The organism is Microvirga sp. VF16 (genome assembly GCF_016864375.1).
Classification (GTDB): Bacteria; Pseudomonadota; Alphaproteobacteria; order Rhizobiales; family Beijerinckiaceae; genus Microvirga.
Genome location: NZ_CP069354.1, coordinates 4,857,501 through 4,875,091 on the forward strand (window position 1 = coordinate 4,857,501; position 17,591 = coordinate 4,875,091).

The following is a 17,591-nucleotide window of genomic DNA, read 5'->3' on the forward strand; positions in this document are numbered from 1 at the left end:
ACACCAGACAGAGATCATGAGCCACCCTCCTTCCGATGACAGCCATGCCAGAGGTTCCCGAAAGGCGGCCTCGCATCTGTCGTCCGGCATCGATCTCGGACACGAGCCGCCGCTCAACACCAATGGCGGTGCGGCCCCGGAGGTCGACAAATGGGAGGTGAACCTGCGCTGGCTCGGCGCCAGCGTCTTGACCGGCGTCACGGGCGCGGCCCTGATCGGCGCTTCCATCTATATCGCCCTTGAAGGCGCGACGACATCTGCCCTCCCCCCGGAGCGGGCGGCTCTCAATGGCAGGGCTCCTTCAGGAACCGACGAGGAGCGCAGTTCGAACGTGGCCCGCAAGGCCGACCGGCTCAACATGACGGAGCACACGTCCTCCGCGCGCCAGAGTTTCAAGGCGCCGATGACGATCCGCAGCGGCGAGCGCGAGGCCATCAAGGTTCGCAATTTCGTGCGCGTCGCCACGAACCTCTCCCTGACCGCCGGCACCTATGCGGCCGATATTCCGCCCTTCAACCCCCTGCGCCTGTTCGCCGAGGGAATGGACGAGCAGCGGGTCGAGCCGACGCCGGAGATCGCCGATGCGGACGTGTCCGTCCTCCGGCGCGACCTTGCCATGGTGGCCATCGCGGCGACCGCTCCCTCCCTGACGGATAGTGATGTGGTCGCGATCCTGGAGGAGGAGCGGCGGGTCTTCAACGAGGCGGGGCGCCGAACCTCCGTGCCGATCCCGGCCCAGCAGATGCTGTCGCGGACCCTGCGGCAGCCGGAAGGGTTGGGTGATGCTCTGGGCTATGCCCGCGTCGTCGATGCGCCCTTCAGCACGATCGAGGTTCGAGTCGTGCCCGAGAACGTGACCGATCTTCCCAAGGTCGAGCAGAAGGCCATGGCGCCCCTCGTCGAAGAGCGCGATGTCGTTCTCAAAAAGGGGGAAACCCTTGAGACGACCTTACGCAGCTATGGGGGCACGCCCGAGCAGATCGCCGCGATCACATCGGCTTTGGCCGCCCGCATCAAGGTCGAGGGCCTGACCGAAGGCCAGAGGCTCCGCATTCTCATAGCCCCCGGCCCCCGCCTCGGAGATCCTCGGCAGATTGTGCGTGTAATCACGTTCGGAGAGCGGGGTATCGAAGGTATAGCAGCCACAAACGACCGCGGCGTCTTCGTGTCCGTCACGCCGCCCGCCGATGAGACGAACCGGCAGGTGGCCGAAACCTCTGAAGAGGAGGAAGACGACGGCCGTGGCGGTGTGAGGCTCTATGAGAGCCTCTACGAGACGGCCCTCAAGAACGAGCTGCCCCGCCAGACCGTGTTCGAGCTGGTGCGCATCTTCGGCTACGATGTAGACTTCCAGCGCCGCGTCAGCCAAGGCGATTCCTTCGAGATCTTCTATGGCTCGGATGACGAGAATGGTGCGCCGGAGGTTCTCTATGCCTCACTGACGGTGGGCGGAGAGGCGCGGCGCGTCTACCGCTACCAGGGCGAGGATGGCGCGGTCGATTTCTTCGATGAATCGGGCCGTTCCCTCAAGAAATTCCTGATCCGCAAGCCCATCGCCGACGGCATCCTGCGCTCGGGCTTCGGCTCGCGCTTCCACCCGATCCTGGGCTATTCACGGCCCCATACCGGCGTCGATTGGGCCAACAGGGTCGGCACCCCCATCATCGCCGCCGGCAATGGCACGGTGATCAAGGCCGAGTGGGATTCCGGCTATGGCCGCAGAGTCGAACTTCAGCATACGAACGGCTATGTGACGGCCTATTCCCACATGTCCAGCTTTGCCAAGGGCATCGGCCCCGGCAAACGAATCCAGCAGGGCCAGGTCATCGGCTATGTGGGCAATTCCGGCCTCTCGACCGGACCTCACCTCCATTACGAGGTGATCATCAATGGCAGCTTCGTCGATCCTCTCAAGATCCGCCTGCCGCGCGGAAAAGAGCTCGAGGGCCGCGGATTGGTCGATTTCAAGCGCCAGCGCGAGCAGGTCGACGAGCTGATGTCTCACAGCGTCGCCTCCGCTGCTCTCTCCCAGCGCGCGGAGTTGCGATAGAGCATATGCTTGAGCTTTTCGCGATTGTGCTGCCGGTCTTCGGCTTGATCGGCATCGGCTATGTCGCGCGCCAGACGGGCCTCATTTCCGAGAGAGCCGGAGAGGGTCTGTCCGAATTCGTCTTCACCCTGTCTCTGCCCTGCCTGATCTTCCGCACCCTGGTGCGCGCCGAGATCCCGGACGTCCAGCCCTGGGGCTACTGGATCTCCTACTTTATCGGCGTGGCCGTGGTCTGGCTTCTAGCCATGGTGATCGGCCGGCGCTTCTTCGGAATCAAGGGCATTTCCGGTGTCGTCGCCGGCTTCTCGGCGGGTCAGGCGAACACGGTCTTCGTCGGCGTCCCGATGATCCTCAAGGCCTACGGGAACGAGGGGGCCGTCCCGCTCTTTCTTCTGATCGCGGTCCATCTTCCCATCACGATGACCCTCGCGACGATCCTGGCCGAAGGGCGCCAGGCCTCGCCGCTCGTCGTCCTGCGCCGTCTCTTCACCCATCCCATCGTCGTCGGAATCCTGGCCGGATCCGCCTGCCGCCCGATCGCATCTTACGTGCCAACCCCGGCTTGGCAGGTGATGGACCTGCTGGCGAGCGCTGCCGTGCCCTGTGCTCTCATCTCCATGGGCATTGCTCTGCGCCGCTACGGCCTGCAGATGGGCTGGAAGCTGCCGACTGTGATCTCGTTCCTCAAGCTCGTACTGCATCCCCTGATCGTGCTGCTGTTGGCGACCCATGTCTTCGATATGCCGCCGGTCTGGGCCGGAGTCGCGGTGCTCTTCGCCTCCTGCCCGTCGGGCATCAACGCCTATCTCTTCGCCGAGCGCTATGGGGAGGGCGTGGCTCTCGCCTCCAGCGCCATCACCCTGTCGACCTTCCTCGCCTTGGGCACGACCCTGGTCTGGCTCTACGTGCTGGGCGTCGGCTGAGGCCCAAACCCGAGCCTCCGCCAAATCGCCTGAGGCGTCGCACCCTCCGCGCGCAACTCGGTCAGGGATCGTGACTGACGGCTCTTCGCCAGCTTGTCGCCCGCCGGATCGAGCACGAGCCCATGGTGGTGATAGCGAGGTGTCGGCAGGTCCAGCAGGGCCTGGAGCAACACGTGAAGATCGGTCGCAGCTTCGAGATCCTGGCCGCGGACCACATGGGTGACACCCTGGAGGGCATCGTCCACCACAACGGAGAGGTGATAGCTGGTCGGCGTTTCCTTGCGCACGATCACCGCATCACCCCAGCGCCAGGGATCCGCATTGACGGCTTCCTCTCGGCCTTCGCGGTCGAACCGCCGGAAACGATAGGGCCCCGGCGCAAGCTTTTTCAGAGCCACCATGTCGAGACGCCAGGCATACGGCTCGCCAGCAACGATCCGGTGACTAGCTTCCTCATTGGGCATGGTCCGGCAGATGCCGGGATAGAGCGGTGCGCCGTCGGGATCGCGGGGCCATTCCTGACCGCTCTCCGTCTCCCGGCAGGCAATGGCCTCTGCGATGTCCTTGCGTGTGCAGAAACATGGATAAACCACTCCCCTCCCCTTCAGTCTCAGGAAGGCGGCGTGATAATCCGCGAAGTGTTCCGATTGCCGCCGCACCGGTACTTCCCAGTGCAGGCCGAGCCAGGCGAGGTCGTCATAGATGGCGGTCTCGAATTCCGGCCGGCACCGTGTGGTATCGATGTCCTCGATACGCAGGAGGAAGCGCCCCTGGAGGCGGAGCGCGAAATCGGCGTTGAGCAGGGCAGAATAGGCATGGCCCAGATGGAGCCGCCCATTGGGGCTGGGAGCGAATCGAAAAACCGGCTTCATCACGGGAGCCTGCGAGACAAAAGGAACGTGAAGGAATGGCCACCCTCCTCGAAACGGATGCGGTTCTCAAGAGGGGCCTGAGCGAGTTGGCGCTGGCCGATCCCGTGATGGCGAACTTGGTCGCGAGCGGGGTCACGCCGCAGCTGCGCAGGCGCCCCCCGGGCTTCGAGGGCCTGGCCTGGATCGTCATCGGCCAGCAGGTTTCCACCGCCAGCGCGACCGCCATCTGGAACCGCCTGCGGCAGATCCTCGAACCTCCGACGCCGGATGTCCTTCTCCGGCTCTCCGACGAGGACCTTCGGTTGGCCGGGCTTTCCGCCGGGAAGGTCAGGACCCTGCGGGCCGTGGCGACGGAGATCGTCGAAGGCAGGCTTCCCCTCGACGAACTGCGGAATCATGGCGCCGAAGAGGCCCACGATCTCCTCACACGGGTAAAGGGGATTGGTCCCTGGACGGCCGACGTCTACCTGCTGTTCTGCCTCGGCCATCCGGATGCCTTTCCGAGTGGTGACCTAGCCGTACAGGAGGCGGCCCGCCTTGCCTATGGGCTGGAGCAGCGACCGGACGCCAAGGCCTTGAATGCTCTGGCTGAGAACTGGCGCCCCTGGCGAGGCGTGGCCGCCAAGATGCTCTGGGCCTATTACCGTGTGATCAAATCGCGGGAGGGCGCACCTGTATGACGGCTTCCATCGATAGCCCGCGCCTTGCTCCGAAATCCGGGACGGCCAAGCAGCTCGTCGTTCTTCTTCACGGCCTGGGAGCGGACGGGAACGATCTGATCGAGCTTGGCGAGCAATGGCGTGACTGGCTGCCGGATGCCACCTTCGTGGCACCTCATGCGCCCGATCCCTGCAGCAATGTGCCCATGGGGCGCGAATGGTTTCCGCTCTCCCTGACCGATCCGCGCGAATTCTGGCGCGGCGTGACCTATGCAGCCCCTCAACTCGACGCCTTTCTGGATCGGGAACTTACCCGGCATTCCCTACCGGCATCGAAGCTTGCTCTCGTCGGCTTCAGCCAGGGCGCCATGATGGCATTCCATGTCGGCCTGCGCCGGCAGACCGCCCCGGCGGCCATCGTCGGCTATTCGGGCCTGCTGGTGCTGGAGGACGGGCAGGGGCCGGAGAGCCTTAAGGAGACACGATCGAAGCCCCCGATCCTCTTGGTCCATGGGGACCGGGACGACGTGGTCCCGGTCGAGATGTTCTTCTTTCGAAAAAAGGCTTTGAGCGCGGCTGAGATCCCCTTCCAATGGCACCTCTCGATCGGCCTCGGCCATGGGATCGACGAAGAGGGCCTCAGGCAGGGAGGCCTGTTTCTGGCTCAGGCCTTCGGTCTCCCCTGCCGCGGCGCCATCTAGGCCCGTGCGGCCGCCAGGGCAGCGTGAGCTCCGGCTCTGAGCATCGAGATGTCGCTGCCGATGGAAACCATGTGGAAGCCCGTCCGGACGAGTTCAGAAGCCCGTGCTCCTGACACCGCATAGATGGCCGCGACCTTGCCCGCGGCCTTCGCCCGGGCGAGCGCATGATCCAGAGCCTTCTCAACCTCGGCGCCGGTGGGATTGAGGCCTTTTCCGCCCGAGAGGGCGATCGAAAGATCCGAGGGACCGATGAAGATTCCATCGATCCCCGGCACGGCCAGGATGTCGTCGATGATGGCGAGAGCCTCGCGGGTCTCCACCATGGCGAAGGAGACCGTCAGCTTGTTGGCCTGCTGCAGATACTCGTCCGGCCCCATCCCGGAAAGAGAAAGCGCCCCATAGGCACCCCAGCTGCGCTCGCCGACGGGCGGGAACTTCATGAACCCGGCGAAGCGCCTGGCGTCCTCGATGGTATTGATCATGGGAGCGATCACGCCCGAGACGCCGGCATCGAGGAAGCGCGAGGCGGAAGCGAAATCCCCCACGGGAATACGAACCAGGGCCGGCTTTCCCGCGGCGGCGACCAACGGCACCGCCTGCAGCGCGGCGGCATAGTCGATCGAGCCGTGCTGCATGTCCAGCACGACGGCATCGAATGCCTCACGGGCCAGGATCCCTGGCACGGTGGGATCCGGCATGCCGCACCAGGCTGTCAGCAGAGGAGAACCGGCTTTCAGCCGCTCGGGAAAGGATGGATGGGTCGGCATGATGCCCTTTCGGCAGGCTTTCTGAATTTACCCTGGAGGTGTGCGGCCGCTGAAGGCGGGCCGTTAACGGCCCGCTTTAACTTCCTCGATCGCGCGCTCGGTCAACTGGACGAGCTTGGCGGTCAGCTCGGTCTCGCCTGCCGATTGGCCGGCGGCCTCGAGGTCCTTGCTGACCTTGCGGAGAACGTCGGCATCACCCGCTTCTTCGAAATCAGCCAGAACGACGCTCTTGGCATAGCTCTCCGCGTCCTCCCCGGTCTTGCCCAGACGCTCGGCAACCCAGAGCCCGAACAGCTTGTTGCGACGGGCCGTCGCCTTGAAGCGCAGATCCTCATCATGGGCGAACTGCTTCTCGAAGGCATTCCTGCGGTCGTCGAAAGCGGTCATCTGATCTTTCTCCTTAAGCTTGGTTCTTCATGCGATATAAGGGCGCACTCGCGCCGCCGCTAGACACTCCCCATCTTTGAATCGGTGCTTTCACTAGGCCGCAGGCCTGCAGCCCTCTACCCGCGTTGTGCTTGCCCGAGGGATCGGATAGGTTGCCCCTTCAAGCGGAGCGCCGGTGAAAAGCCGCGCTTAACGCCAGCCGCGGATCTAAAAAATGAACATCCCCAGGAGCCACGGCAAATGGATTTTCTCAAACCACGGTACACGCCTATGAATCGTCGCCGTCGCATCTATGAGGGCAAGGCGAAGGTCCTCTATGAGGGCCCGGAACCCGGTACGCTCATCCAGCACTTCAAGGACGACGCGACCGCCTTCAATGCCAAGAAGCATGAAGTGATTGACGGCAAGGGCGTGCTCAACAATCGGATCTCCGAATACCTCTTCCAGCATCTGAACGAGATCGGCATCCCGACCCACTTCATCCGCCGCCTGAACATGCGCGAGCAGCTGATTCGCGAGGTGGAGATCATTCCGCTCGAGGTGGTGGTACGGAACGTGGCGGCGGGGTCCCTCGCCACCCGTCTGGGCATCGAGGAAGGCACGCAACTGCCCCGCTCGATCATCGAATTCTATTACAAGAATGATGCCCTGAACGACCCGATGGTGTCGGAGGAGCACATCACCGCCTTCGGCTGGGCCTCGCCCCAGGAGATCGACGACATCATGGCGCTCGCCATCCGGGTCAACGACTTCCTCTCCGGCCTCTTCCTCGGCGTCGGCATCCGCCTCGTCGACTTCAAGCTGGAGACGGGCCGTCTCTGGGAGGGTGAGATGATGCGCATCGTTGTCGCCGACGAGATCTCCCCGGATTCCTGCCGTCTCTGGGACATCAAGTCCAAGGACAAGCTCGACAAGGACCGGTTCCGCCGGGATATGGGTGGGCTGGTCGAGGCCTACACCGAGGTTGCCCGCCGCCTTGGCATCCTGTCCGAGAACGAGAATCCGGTCACGGGCGGCCCGCGCCTCGTGCAGTAAGGCCCTGCGCTTTAACGATATGAAAGCCCGGCCCCGTGCCGGGCTTTTCTTTGGAACGGGCGCCTATTCCCCTCCCCTCGGTTTCCTGCATAGATTGGCCCCATGCCCGTCCGCCCGTTGTGTATCAGCTTTCTGATCCTGGCCCTCACCCTGTCCGTTGCCAGCTGCGGCTACATTCCCCGGCAGGTCGCGGGCCTCCCGGCAGACACGTCCTGGGACGCCTTACCCTTACGCAAATGGCTGGCCGAGGACCGGTCCGACCCGGTCGCCCTGTCCTTCTGCGCCCCGCCCGTATGCGGTCCGGGCCTCGCGGTGAGCGTCATTCGTCTGACGGGCAAGGATGCGGAGATCACGGATGCCCTTCTGAAGGATCCGGAGCGCCTCGCTCGCGCCCTGCGCTCGCCCGCGGGCCGCGAGAGGCCGGTGAAGACCCTCATCACGGTCGAGCGCCTACGGGCAGGCCCCTATCCGGGTTTCGCCATCGATCTCGCCCCGGCGGACGGCAGCAAGCGCCCGGCCTATGGCGCCGCCTTCGGCAAGCGCGAAGGAGAAGCACTGACAGTCGTTCTTGCGATCGGTGAAAACGCGGATGTTGTGAAGGACACCGCCCGTCAGGTCACTGCCCGCGAATTGGGCACATAATGCCTGCCGCACGATCTTGCGGTGAACCGGCCTCCACTTCACCGGATCGTGCTCTCAGCGCATCTGCGGAAAAGTGGCCCCGGTTTTCCGCTCAAACAATGCGCTGCCTAAAGGATTGAGCATCGGACCCAAAAGTGCAAAATCACTTTTGGGTCCGATGCTCTGGCCGTTGTCTCTTGCGCTTAATGGCTTTATGGCGTTGGGCACATCTTAACAGCCCGAGGCCCCCATGAAAGCGCGTGTCACCGTGACCCTCAAGAACGGCGTTCTCGACCCCCAAGGCAAGGCCATCGAAGGCGCCCTCAAGTCGCTCGGCGTCGAGGGCATCGACGGTGTGCGCCAAGGCAAGGTTTTCGACATCGAGCTCGGAACCGCCGACAAGGCCAAGGCCGAAGCCGCCCTCAAGGCCGCCTGCGAGAAGCTCCTCGCGAACACCGTCATCGAGAATTACCGCGTCGAGATCGCGTGAGGCTTCCATGAAATCCGCCGTCATCGTCTTCCCCGGCTCCAATCGCGAAGGCGATATGGTGCGGGCTCTCAAGCTGGCCGGCTCCGACGCCCAGAAGGTGTGGCACGCCGAAACCGAACTGCCAAAGGGCACCGACCTCGTGGTCCTGCCCGGAGGCTTCTCCTATGGCGACTATCTGCGCTGCGGTGCGATTGCCGGCCGCGCGACGATCATGGATGCAGTTCGCGCTCATGCGGCGCGGGGCGGCCTCGTGCTCGGCGTCTGCAACGGCTTCCAGATCCTGTGCGAGGCAGGCCTCCTTCCCGGCATCCTGATGCGCAACGCCAACCTGAAATTCATCTGCCATCGCCAGTTCCTGCGGGTCGAGCGCAACGACACCGCGTTCACGCGGAACTACGCCAAGGGCCAGGCCATCGATGTCTGCGTAGCGCATGGCGAGGGCAATTACACGGCCGATGAAGAGACGCTGAAGCGGCTCGAAGGCGAAGGGCTGGTGGCTTTCCGCTATTCCGACGCGCAAGGCCACATTACGCAGGATTCCAACCGCAACGGCTCCATGAACGCGATTGCGGGCATCTATTCCGACAAGCTCAACGTGCTCGGCATGATGCCTCATCCGGAAAACCTGGTCGAGAACCTCGTGGGCGGCACCGATGGGCGCGGCCTGTTTGAGAGCCTCGTGTCGAGTTTTCCGAAAGCAGCCTGATATCCAAAGCGGTACGAGACGCCCCGCAGCCCTCATTCCGAGGGCCTGACGGAAGAATATGGCACGAGTTTCCCCTCCCCCTTGTGGGGAGGGTTAGGGTGGGGGTGTCGGCGCTGAACTGGACCAGCGTGGTGCTCACACCCCCATCTCCAACTCCTCCCCACAAGGGGGAGGAGGGCTGCCGGCGCTTTTCCGGCCAGATACTGAGGACACTTGATTGTCCGTTCTCTCCCAAACGGGAGAGGGTAACAATGCGAGACACCGATGATCCGCAACGACGTCGCCATCACCCCGGAGCTGGTCAAGGAGCACGGGCTGAAACCCGATGAATACGAGCGCTTCGTGAACCTGATCGGCCGCGAGCCGACCATCACCGAGCTCGGCATCGTCTCGGCCATGTGGAACGAGCATTGCTCGTACAAATCCTCCCGCATCCATCTGCGCGGTCTGCCGACCAAGGCGCCCTGGGTGATCCAGGGACCGGGCGAGAATGCAGGCGCGATCGATATCGGCGATGGGCTCGCCTGCATCTTCAAGATGGAAAGCCATAACCATCCGTCCTTCATCGAGCCCTATCAGGGCGCGGCGACAGGCGTTGGCGGAATCCTGCGCGACGTGTTCACCATGGGCGCACGTCCCATCGCGTCGCTGAATTTCCTGCGCTTCGGCGAGCCGGATCATCCCAAAACCCCTCACCTCGTCTCGGGCGTGGTCGCAGGCATCGGCGGCTATGGCAATTCCTTCGGCGTGCCCACCGTCGGCGGCAGCGTCGGCTTCGACAAGCGCTACAACGGCAACATCCTCGTCAACGCCATGGCGGTGGGTCTCGCCCGCACGAATGAGATTTTCTACGCGAAGGCCACCGGGGTCGGGAACCCGATCGTCTATCTCGGCTCCAAGACCGGCCGCGACGGCATCCATGGCGCGACCATGGCCTCAGCCGAGTTCGACGATGCGTCCGAGGAGAAGCGCCCTACCGTGCAGGTCGGCGACCCCTTCGCCGAGAAGCTGCTGCTGGAAGCCTGCCTCGAACTCATGAAGTCGGGCGCGGTGATCGCGATCCAGGACATGGGAGCGGCCGGCCTCACCAGCTCCGCAGTCGAGATGGGCGCGAAGGGCAATCTCGGCATCGAGCTCGACCTCGACAAGGTGCCCTGCCGCGAGGAGGGCATGACGGCCTACGAGATGATGCTGTCCGAGAGCCAGGAGCGCATGCTCATGGTGCTCAAGCCCGGCATGGAGAAGGAGGCCGAGGCCATCTTCCACAAATGGGGCCTGGATTTCGCCGTCATCGGCAAGACCACTGATACCCTGCGCTTCGTGATCAAGCACGGGGGTGAGGTAAAAGCGGATCTGCCGATCAAGGAACTGGGCGACGAAGCTCCTCTCTATGACCGTCCCTGGGTGGAAAGCCCCAGGCAGCCCGTGATCGCACCGGACGGCGTGAAGGCTCCCATGTCCGAAGCCGAGGCGCTCCTGAAGCTCGTCGGCTCGCCGGACCAGAGCTCCAAGCGCTGGGTCTGGGAGCAGTATGATCACCTGATCCTCGGCAACACGGTCCAGACACCGGGCGGCGACGCTGCCATCGTGCGCATCGAGGATGGGCCCAAGGGCCTCGCGCTCACCACCGACGTGACGCCGCGCTATTGCGAGGCCGATCCCTTCGAGGGCGGCAAGCAGGCGGTGGCGGAGGCTTGGCGCAACATCACTGCCGTGGGCGGCCTGCCGCTGGCGATTACCGACAACCTCAACTTCGCCAGCCCCGAGCGGCCTGAATCCATGGGCCAGTTCGTCGGCTGCGTGAAGGGCATCGGTGAGGCCTGCAAGGTGCTCGACTTCCCCGTCGTGTCCGGCAACGTCTCGCTCTACAACGAGACCAACGGCCAGGGCATCCTGCCGACCCCCGCCATCGGCGGCGTCGGCCTGATCGACGACGTAACGGTCAACGCCTCCATCGCCTTCAAGCGCGAGGGCGATGCGATCATCCTCATCGGCGCGACGGAAGGCTGGCTCGGCCAGTCGATCTATCTGCGCGATGTCTGCGGCCGTGAGGAAGGCGCTCCGCCGCCGGTCGATCTGACGCAAGAAAAGCGCAACGGCGATTTCGTGCGCCAGCTCATCCGCTCGGGACAGGTGGACACCGTGCACGACCTCTCGGACGGCGGCATCGCGCTGGCTCTCGCCGAGATGGCCATGGCCGGCAATGTGGGCGCCGAGATCACGGCTTTCCCTGAGAGCCTGCCGCTCCATGCCTTCCTCTTCGGCGAGGATCAGGCCCGTTACCTCATCGCCGTCGACGAGGACGTGGCCGCCGACATCCTCTACGAGGCGGGCGCCATCGGCATTCCGGCCGTGACGCTCGGGCTGACCGGGGGCGATGCGTTGATTCTGCCGGGTCGGCAGGCCATATCCGTGAAGCAATTGAAGGCAGCGCACGAAGCCTGGCTGCCGGACTACATGACCGGCAAGTCCTGAGGAGTTTGATTCATGCCAATGAATGCGCACGATATTGAGAGCATGATCAAAGCCGCGCTGCCAGATGCAGTGGTCGAGATCAAGGATCTGGCCGGCGACGGCGATCATTATGCCGCCACCGTCACCTCCTCGGCCTTCAAGGGGAAATCACGGGTTCAGCAGCACCAGATGGTCTATGCAGCGCTGCAAGGACGCATGGGTGGCGTGCTTCATGCCCTTGCATTAACGACTCTGGCACCCGACAATTGAGACACAAACCCGGCGCCTTGACCGTCGGGATGAAGGAGAATTCCATGGCTGATGCCAACCAGATCATCGACAACGAAGTGAAGTCCAACGACGTCGTGCTGTTCATGAAGGGCACGCCGCAATTCCCCATGTGCGGGTTCTCGGGCCAGGTGGTCCAGATCCTCAACTACCTCGGCGTGCCCTACAAGGGCGTCAACGTGCTCGAGGACGAGACCATCCGCCAGGGCATCAAGGACTATTCCAACTGGCCGACCATTCCCCAGCTCTACGTGAAGGGCGAGTTCGTCGGCGGCTGCGACATCACCCGCGAGATGTTCCAGGCCGGCGAGTTGCAGCAGCTCTTCGCCGACAAGGGCATCCAGGTTCAGCAGAGCGCCTGAGAGCTTCGGACTGGCGAGATTGAGGCGGGGCCTATGCCCCGCCTTTTCCATTTGAGCCTCCGCTACAGGGGCGTCTTATGTCGCATTCCTTAAACGGCTCAGTTTCCGGCACAATGAAGTGTGCTGAACACAACAGAAGAGCCGCTCACCACAGAATAATAAGGAGCGGTGAGAAGGGGCTGTCCCATGATCGAACCGGAAACCAACGTCGTCGCCTTCAAGCCACGTAAGGCCGTGACGCATCATCCCAAGAGCCTCATGGAGCGGATCTATGCCGCCGGCTCGCTCTCCATCCGGGCGGATGACCGAGCCACCAAGATGGCGGCCGTGATGCTGCAGGCGCTGGGGTTCCTGGTGATCGAGGAGATCCTGGCCGACGGCACTCCGCGCCGGTTTCAGCGTGGTGAAGCCCGTCAGGCCATGGACCGGCCCTGGCGGCTCTCGAAGCCGGCTTTCAGCGGAACGATCGGCGTCCCGGACGGCGGCGGAGCGTTTCCGGCTTAGGACCGGCCCAAAGCCGCTTTCATGAAGGTGACGGCGTCGGGCGAGGCCCATTCCGCTGGCCCCTTCAGCAGGGCGATCTCGCAGCCCGAGGCATCGACCACGAAGGTGGTCGGCAGGCCCACCACATGACCGGACTTCTGCAGCACCTGCAGCAGCTTGCCCTCCGGATCCGCGTGATAGGCCAGATTCCTGATGCCGTTCTCCTGCAACCAAGCCTTGGGCTTCTCGCGATTGCGAGTATCGACATTGATCGCGACGACCTGGAAATCGGAGCCGCCCAGCTCCGCCTGGAGCTTGTCGAGGGCTGGCATCTCCTCCCGGCACGGCACGCACCAAGTCGCCCAGAGATTGACCAGGATCGTCTTGCCCTTGAAGTCGGTGAGATTCATTGGCTGGCCCTCAGGACCCGCGAATGAAATCACCGGAGGCGGCTTCGGAGTGCTGCTCACCCCAACGGCGGCCACCTCGCCCTTGGCCAGCGGCTTCAGGCGCTCGGCTGTAGGCTTCGAGGCACGGCACTCCGCAACACCAGCGGCCATGGGATCGCGAGGCGCGAGGCCGTACCAGGCCGCACCGGCCCCCACGAGAACAATGGCCGCGAGGCCAACCAGCCAGCTTTTCCGGGATTTCACTGCGTTCGACATGGCCCGTGATGTGGCGCTTTTCGGCTTAAGCCTCAAGCCCTGAATACGGAAGCGCGGCCGTCCGCCCCATCACGAAAGCGTTGGAAGCGGAGCCTGTTGCAATCCACACCTTGCCTCTCGCCTCCGTCGCCTCTTCTCGCTATGGTGCGGCCACGTTTCGGAGCTTGTAATGTCGTCCAGCCTGACTTTCCCCCGCGCAGTCCTCGTGGCGGGCCTTCTCGTTCTCGGTCTGAGCGCCTGCGGCCGTCGCGGCGCGCTCGAACCGCCGCCGGATGCATCGGCGCAGGCGGCCGAGACCCAGACGCAGACCCCGACGAGCGACTCGACCCTACCCTCCCCGGTCGGCACGCCCCGCTCCAGGCCTAGCCAGGGCTACACGATTCCGAACAAGCCCTTTATTCTCGATCCGTTGCTTTAGGCTTTTTCGATGCACCATTTCGCTTATCGTGACGGCATCCTCCACGCGGAGGGCGTCGATCTGCGCCGCCTCGCCGATGAGGTCGGCACCCCGTTCTATTGCTATTCGTCAGCCACGCTGGAACGGCATTACAAAGTCTTCTCCGAGGCCTTCGCCTACACGGACGCCCTCGTCTGCTACGCCATGAAGGCGAATTCCAATCAGGCGGTGCTCAAGACGCTCGGACGCCTCGGGGCCGGCATGGACATCGTGTCCGAGGGCGAGCTGCGCCGCGCGCTGGCGGCCGGCGTTCCCGGCAAGCGCATCGTCTTCTCCGGTGTCGGCAAGACGAAGGCCGAGATGGCCTTCGCGCTCGAGAGCGGCATCCTCTGCTTCAACGTGGAATCGGAGCCCGAGCTCGAGGCGCTCTCGGAGGTCGCCCTCTCCAAGGGCGTGCGCGCTCCCATCTCGATCCGCATCAATCCGGATGTGGACGCCAAGACCCATGCCAAGATCTCGACCGGCAAGTCCGAGAACAAGTTCGGCATTCCCATCGCCCGCGCCCGCGAGGTCTATGCGCATGCTGCCGCGCTCAAGGGCATTGAGGTTACCGGCGTCGACATGCATATCGGCAGCCAGATCACGGATCTTGCTCCTTACGACAATGCGACCGCGCTTCTCGCCGAGCTCGCCCGCGACCTGATGGCCGACGGGCACAAGCTGCATCACATCGATCTCGGCGGCGGCCTTGGCGTGCCCTATCGCGAGGACAACGAGCCCCCGCCCGATCCGCAGGCCTATGCGGCGATCATCAAGCGCCACACCAAGGATCTGGGCCTCAAGCTCGTGTTCGAGATGGGCCGCATGATCGCCGGTAATGCCGGCGTGCTCATCGCCCGGGTGATCTATGTGAAGCAGGGCGCCGACAAACCCTTCGTGATCGTCGATGCTGCGATGAACGATCTCATCCGCCCGACACTCTACGAGGCCCATCACGACATCAAGCCGGTCGTCGCGGCGTCTCCCGACACGCCGCGCATCGTCGCCGACGTGGTCGGTCCCGTCTGCGAGACCGGCGATTACCTCGCCCTCTCCCGTGACATGCCGGAGGTCAAAGTCGGCGACCTCATCGCCATCATGACGGCCGGTGCCTATGGCGCCGTCCAGGCCAACACTTACAACACGCGCCTGCTCGTGCCCGAAGTGCTCGTGCGTGGCGACGATCATGCGGTGGTGCGCCCGCGCCCGAGCTACGATGAGCTCATTGGGCTCGATAAGATTCCGGGTTGGTTGGGCTGAAGGCAGATCCGATCACCAGATACACCTGCTGCACAAACGAAAAACCCGGCGTTGTATCCGCCGGGTTTTTCCGTTTGCGGCGATTTCTATCTAGATCACGAAGAACTCGGTGGACTTCATGACAAGGCCCTTCTTCAGCAGGGCGATTTCGACAGCCGCCTTCGAGCCTGAACCGTCGACATCGTAAGAGAGATAGCCGGTCTTCTTGTTGTAGATCAGGTAGTCGTCCTTGTCCTTGGCCTTGTCACCCACCCGGAAGAACGACTTTTTGAGCGCGGCAGGCGAAGTCGCAGAACCGGACTTGCCGAGTTTCGTGAGCACCTTGTTCTCCAGCCAGATCGAGTCGTCGTTCACGTTGTAATCCCAGACGGCGTCGAGGTTGGTCTTCTTGTTCGGCTTGGAGTCGAAGACGAAGATGTCCCGTCCGGCCTCGCCTTTCAGGACGTCCCTGCCTGAACCGCCATAGAGCCAGTCGTCGCCTGCCCCGCCGGACAACCGATCGTTGCCGGCCAGTCCCTTCACGATGTCACTCCCGGATGCGCCCTTCAGATTGTCGTTGCGCTTCGTCCCCGTGACCGTATCGACGAGATCAATCAGATCGATCGCGAGGCTCTTGGAGAATTCATTAGTGCCGTCGGACACCATCACGCGCGGGAAGCGATGGGAGCCATTCTCGTAATCGAGCGTCACGCCTTCGACGACAATGACGTTGTAGCCGCCTCTGCCATCGGCGACGAGATCGAATATTTCCGTACTCTCATCCGCCAGGGTGTAGGTGATATCATCGCCATCGTCGTCCGTCCCCGTAAGCCTGCCGACGACTGTCCCACCGCCGGCACCCTCGGTTACTCTCGCGAGAGTAAAGGTTACAGCCGGAGGCTCATTGACATCGATGATCTCGAGCTGGAGGACTTCAGGCACCGGATCTTCGTTGAACTCGTCGGACACGAACACTTCGAGAGAATGGTGGCCGTTGTTCTCATAGTTGAGGACGGCACCCTCACGCAGCACGATGTTCGTGTGGCCGGTGCTTGCGTCCTGAACGAGCCGAAACAGATGCGCACTGGCACCCGCCAGTCTATAGCCGATCTCGTCGCCCTCCGAATCCATTGCGAGGATCGTGCCGACGATGGCTCCTGCCGGTGCATTTTCCCGGACGGGACGGGCAGTCACGTCGAATATCGGAGGTTGATTGTCCTCGATTGCCAGGTCGTATTCCGCAGTCTCCGTATTGGAGCCATCGGAGATTGTGACCGCGAAGCTGTGGTGCTTCTCATTGTCATAATCGAGAACGACACCTTCCTTGACTACGACGTTCCAGGTGTCGTCATCGATCTTCACGATTTCGAACACATCCGCGCTTTCGGATGACAAAGTGAAGTCAATATCACCGCCTTCAGCATCGGTCGCCGTGAAGGTGGCAACCACAGTGCCGCCCCTTGCACCCTCGACAACGTCCCTAGCCTCGAAGGTCACGGTCGGCGGTTCGTTTTCGAAGGAAAGGTCGCAGGTCTCCTCCACCGTATTGACCCCGTCGAAAACCGAAACGGTGAAACCGCGGTGATTGGGATCGTCGTAGTTCAGTGTCACGCCATCTCTGACGATGACATTGCCATTGGCATCGATACGGAACAGAGCCGCGCTGTCGCCCAACAGGGTATAGATGATGTCATCGCCCTCATCGTCTGTGATCACCAACGCGCCAACGGTTGTGCCGCTCTCGACAGTCTTGCCGAGTTCAATGGCATCCCAGGAGATTACGGGCTCCTGATTCTCCACAATGTTGAGATCGAAGGTATCGGAAAATGTATTGGTACCATCGGAGATCTGGACCGAGATGCTGAGATGCGACGGATTGTCGAGATCGAGCGTCACGCCCTCGCGGACCACAATATTGCCATTGGCATCGATGTTGAACAGAGCGGCGCTATTGCCCAGGAGAGTATATGAAACCAAGTTCGATTCAGGATCGGACGACGTCAGCGTGCCGATGATCGTATCCGCCCCTGCACCCTCGGGAACATCCAATGGTTCGAACAACACCTCAGGCGCTTCGTTCACATCGGTAACCACAATATTTACCGAAAGTGGGGTGACGGATGTTCCCTGATCGCCGCTCGAGTGAATGGTCAGTGCGTATTGTCCTGGGCCGCCTTCGAAATCGAACTCCGCTTCTGCCTTCACGACGAGTTCGTAGACGCCATCCTCGTCCTGATCGACGACCTCGAAGCGCGGATCGTCCAGCGTGAAAGTAAATGTCTCGCCCTCCGCACCGCCGTCGATGCTCAGGGTCCCAACATTGTCGCCCGCAACTGCATCTTCCGGGATCGTGCTGGATGAAAGAGTGATCGTCGCCATATTTGCCCCAACGAAAAATTGTTATTAAGTTGCAATTCTCATTCCATGTATCGATATAAAGTACCTTACGTCAA

The 17,591-nt window shown here is 62.8% G+C and carries 19 protein-coding genes; 14 read left to right on the forward strand and 5 right to left on the reverse strand.

What is annotated here, in order from left to right; all coding sequences use genetic code 11:
- The first annotated feature begins 16 nt into the window (after positions 1-16).
- Positions 17-2,050: a M23 family metallopeptidase gene (locus JO965_RS22795; RefSeq protein WP_203441237.1), complete on the forward strand. Its 2,034-nt coding sequence runs from the start codon at positions 17-19 to the stop codon at positions 2,048-2,050.
- Between the two features lie 5 nt (positions 2,051-2,055).
- Positions 2,056-2,973: an AEC family transporter gene (locus JO965_RS22800; protein ID WP_203441238.1), complete on the forward strand. Its 918-nt coding sequence runs from the start codon at positions 2,056-2,058 to the stop codon at positions 2,971-2,973.
- Here the strand turns inward: JO965_RS22800 and gluQRS are convergent.
- Positions 2,952-3,845, reverse strand: a complete 894-nt coding sequence (gene gluQRS, locus JO965_RS22805; RefSeq protein WP_203441239.1) for a tRNA glutamyl-Q(34) synthetase GluQRS — start codon at positions 3,843-3,845, stop codon at positions 2,952-2,954. The two genes, JO965_RS22800 and gluQRS, sit on opposite strands and share 22 nt — an antisense overlap.
- Positions 3,846-3,880: 35 nt before the next feature.
- Between gluQRS and JO965_RS22810 the strand changes: the two genes are divergently transcribed.
- Both JO965_RS22810 and JO965_RS22815 read left to right on the forward strand, forming a co-directional pair.
- On the forward strand, positions 3,881-4,525 hold the full coding sequence (locus JO965_RS22810) for a DNA-3-methyladenine glycosylase (RefSeq protein WP_203441240.1): 645 nt from the start codon (positions 3,881-3,883) through the stop codon (positions 4,523-4,525).
- Positions 4,522-5,205, forward strand: coding sequence for an alpha/beta hydrolase (locus JO965_RS22815; RefSeq protein WP_203441241.1), 684 nt, complete (start codon positions 4,522-4,524; stop codon positions 5,203-5,205). The genes JO965_RS22810 and JO965_RS22815 overlap by 4 nt, the downstream gene beginning before the upstream one ends.
- On the opposite strand, the gene JO965_RS22820 is transcribed toward JO965_RS22815, so the two are convergent.
- Both JO965_RS22820 and JO965_RS22825 read right to left on the reverse strand, forming a co-directional pair.
- Entirely contained in the window at positions 5,202-5,972 is a 771-nt protein-coding gene (locus JO965_RS22820; protein ID WP_203441242.1) for an HpcH/HpaI aldolase/citrate lyase family protein, read from the reverse strand. The genes JO965_RS22815 and JO965_RS22820 overlap by 4 nt on opposite strands.
- 63 nt (positions 5,973-6,035) lie before the next feature.
- Positions 6,036-6,359 carry a DUF1476 domain-containing protein gene (locus JO965_RS22825; protein WP_203441243.1) on the reverse strand — a complete coding sequence of 108 codons (324 nt, stop codon included), beginning with the start codon at positions 6,357-6,359 and terminating at the stop codon, positions 6,036-6,038.
- Positions 6,360-6,599: 240 nt separating this feature from the next.
- Here JO965_RS22825 and purC point away from each other — a divergent pair, with 240 nt between their 5' ends.
- The 8 genes from purC to JO965_RS22865 all read left to right on the forward strand — a co-directional run bounded on the left by purC (position 6,600) and on the right by JO965_RS22865 (position 12,819).
- A complete protein-coding gene (purC, locus tag JO965_RS22830) occupies positions 6,600-7,394 on the forward strand; it encodes a phosphoribosylaminoimidazolesuccinocarboxamide synthase (protein ID WP_203441244.1) in 795 nt (264 codons plus the stop codon).
- Positions 7,395-7,496: 102 nt separating this feature from the next.
- On the forward strand, positions 7,497-8,036 hold the full coding sequence (locus JO965_RS22835; protein WP_203441245.1) for a hypothetical protein: 540 nt from the start codon (positions 7,497-7,499) through the stop codon (positions 8,034-8,036).
- A gap of 229 nt (positions 8,037-8,265) precedes the next feature.
- A complete protein-coding gene (purS, locus tag JO965_RS22840) occupies positions 8,266-8,505 on the forward strand; it encodes a phosphoribosylformylglycinamidine synthase subunit PurS (protein WP_203441246.1) in 240 nt (79 codons plus the stop codon).
- A gap of 7 nt (positions 8,506-8,512) precedes the next feature.
- The gene (gene purQ, locus JO965_RS22845) at positions 8,513-9,211 is read left to right on the forward strand and encodes a phosphoribosylformylglycinamidine synthase subunit PurQ (RefSeq protein ID WP_203441247.1); all 699 of its coding nucleotides are present in this window, start codon (positions 8,513-8,515) and stop codon (positions 9,209-9,211) included.
- Positions 9,212-9,475: 264 nt separating this feature from the next.
- Complete coding sequence (gene purL / locus JO965_RS22850; protein ID WP_203441248.1) at positions 9,476-11,686, forward strand: phosphoribosylformylglycinamidine synthase subunit PurL; 2,211 nt, start codon at positions 9,476-9,478, stop codon at positions 11,684-11,686.
- A gap of 12 nt (positions 11,687-11,698) precedes the next feature.
- Positions 11,699-11,935 (forward strand): BolA family protein, encoded by a 237-nt coding sequence (locus JO965_RS22855; protein WP_203441249.1) that lies wholly within the window; start codon positions 11,699-11,701, stop codon positions 11,933-11,935.
- Between the two features lie 44 nt (positions 11,936-11,979).
- Positions 11,980-12,315 carry a Grx4 family monothiol glutaredoxin gene (gene grxD, locus JO965_RS22860; protein ID WP_009763309.1) on the forward strand — a complete coding sequence of 112 codons (336 nt, stop codon included), beginning with the start codon at positions 11,980-11,982 and terminating at the stop codon, positions 12,313-12,315.
- A gap of 186 nt (positions 12,316-12,501) precedes the next feature.
- Positions 12,502-12,819, forward strand: a complete 318-nt coding sequence (locus JO965_RS22865; protein ID WP_203441250.1) for a hypothetical protein — start codon at positions 12,502-12,504, stop codon at positions 12,817-12,819.
- On the opposite strand, the gene JO965_RS49215 is transcribed toward JO965_RS22865, so the two are convergent.
- Entirely contained in the window at positions 12,816-13,463 is a 648-nt protein-coding gene (locus JO965_RS49215; protein ID WP_305846559.1) for a TlpA disulfide reductase family protein, read from the reverse strand. The genes JO965_RS22865 and JO965_RS49215 overlap by 4 nt on opposite strands.
- Before the next feature lie 169 nt (positions 13,464-13,632).
- Between JO965_RS49215 and JO965_RS22875 the strand changes: the two genes are divergently transcribed.
- Positions 13,633-13,881 (forward strand): lipoprotein, encoded by a 249-nt coding sequence (locus tag JO965_RS22875; protein ID WP_203441251.1) that lies wholly within the window; start codon positions 13,633-13,635, stop codon positions 13,879-13,881.
- Between the two features lie 9 nt (positions 13,882-13,890).
- On the forward strand, positions 13,891-15,159 hold the full coding sequence (gene lysA, locus JO965_RS22880; RefSeq protein WP_203441252.1) for a diaminopimelate decarboxylase: 1,269 nt from the start codon (positions 13,891-13,893) through the stop codon (positions 15,157-15,159).
- 90 nt (positions 15,160-15,249) lie between these two features.
- Here the strand turns inward: lysA and JO965_RS22885 are convergent, their stop codons facing one another.
- Positions 15,250-17,517, reverse strand: coding sequence for a M10 family metallopeptidase C-terminal domain-containing protein (locus JO965_RS22885; protein ID WP_203441253.1), 2,268 nt, complete (start codon positions 17,515-17,517; stop codon positions 15,250-15,252).
- Between the last annotated feature and the right edge of the window lie 74 nt (positions 17,518-17,591).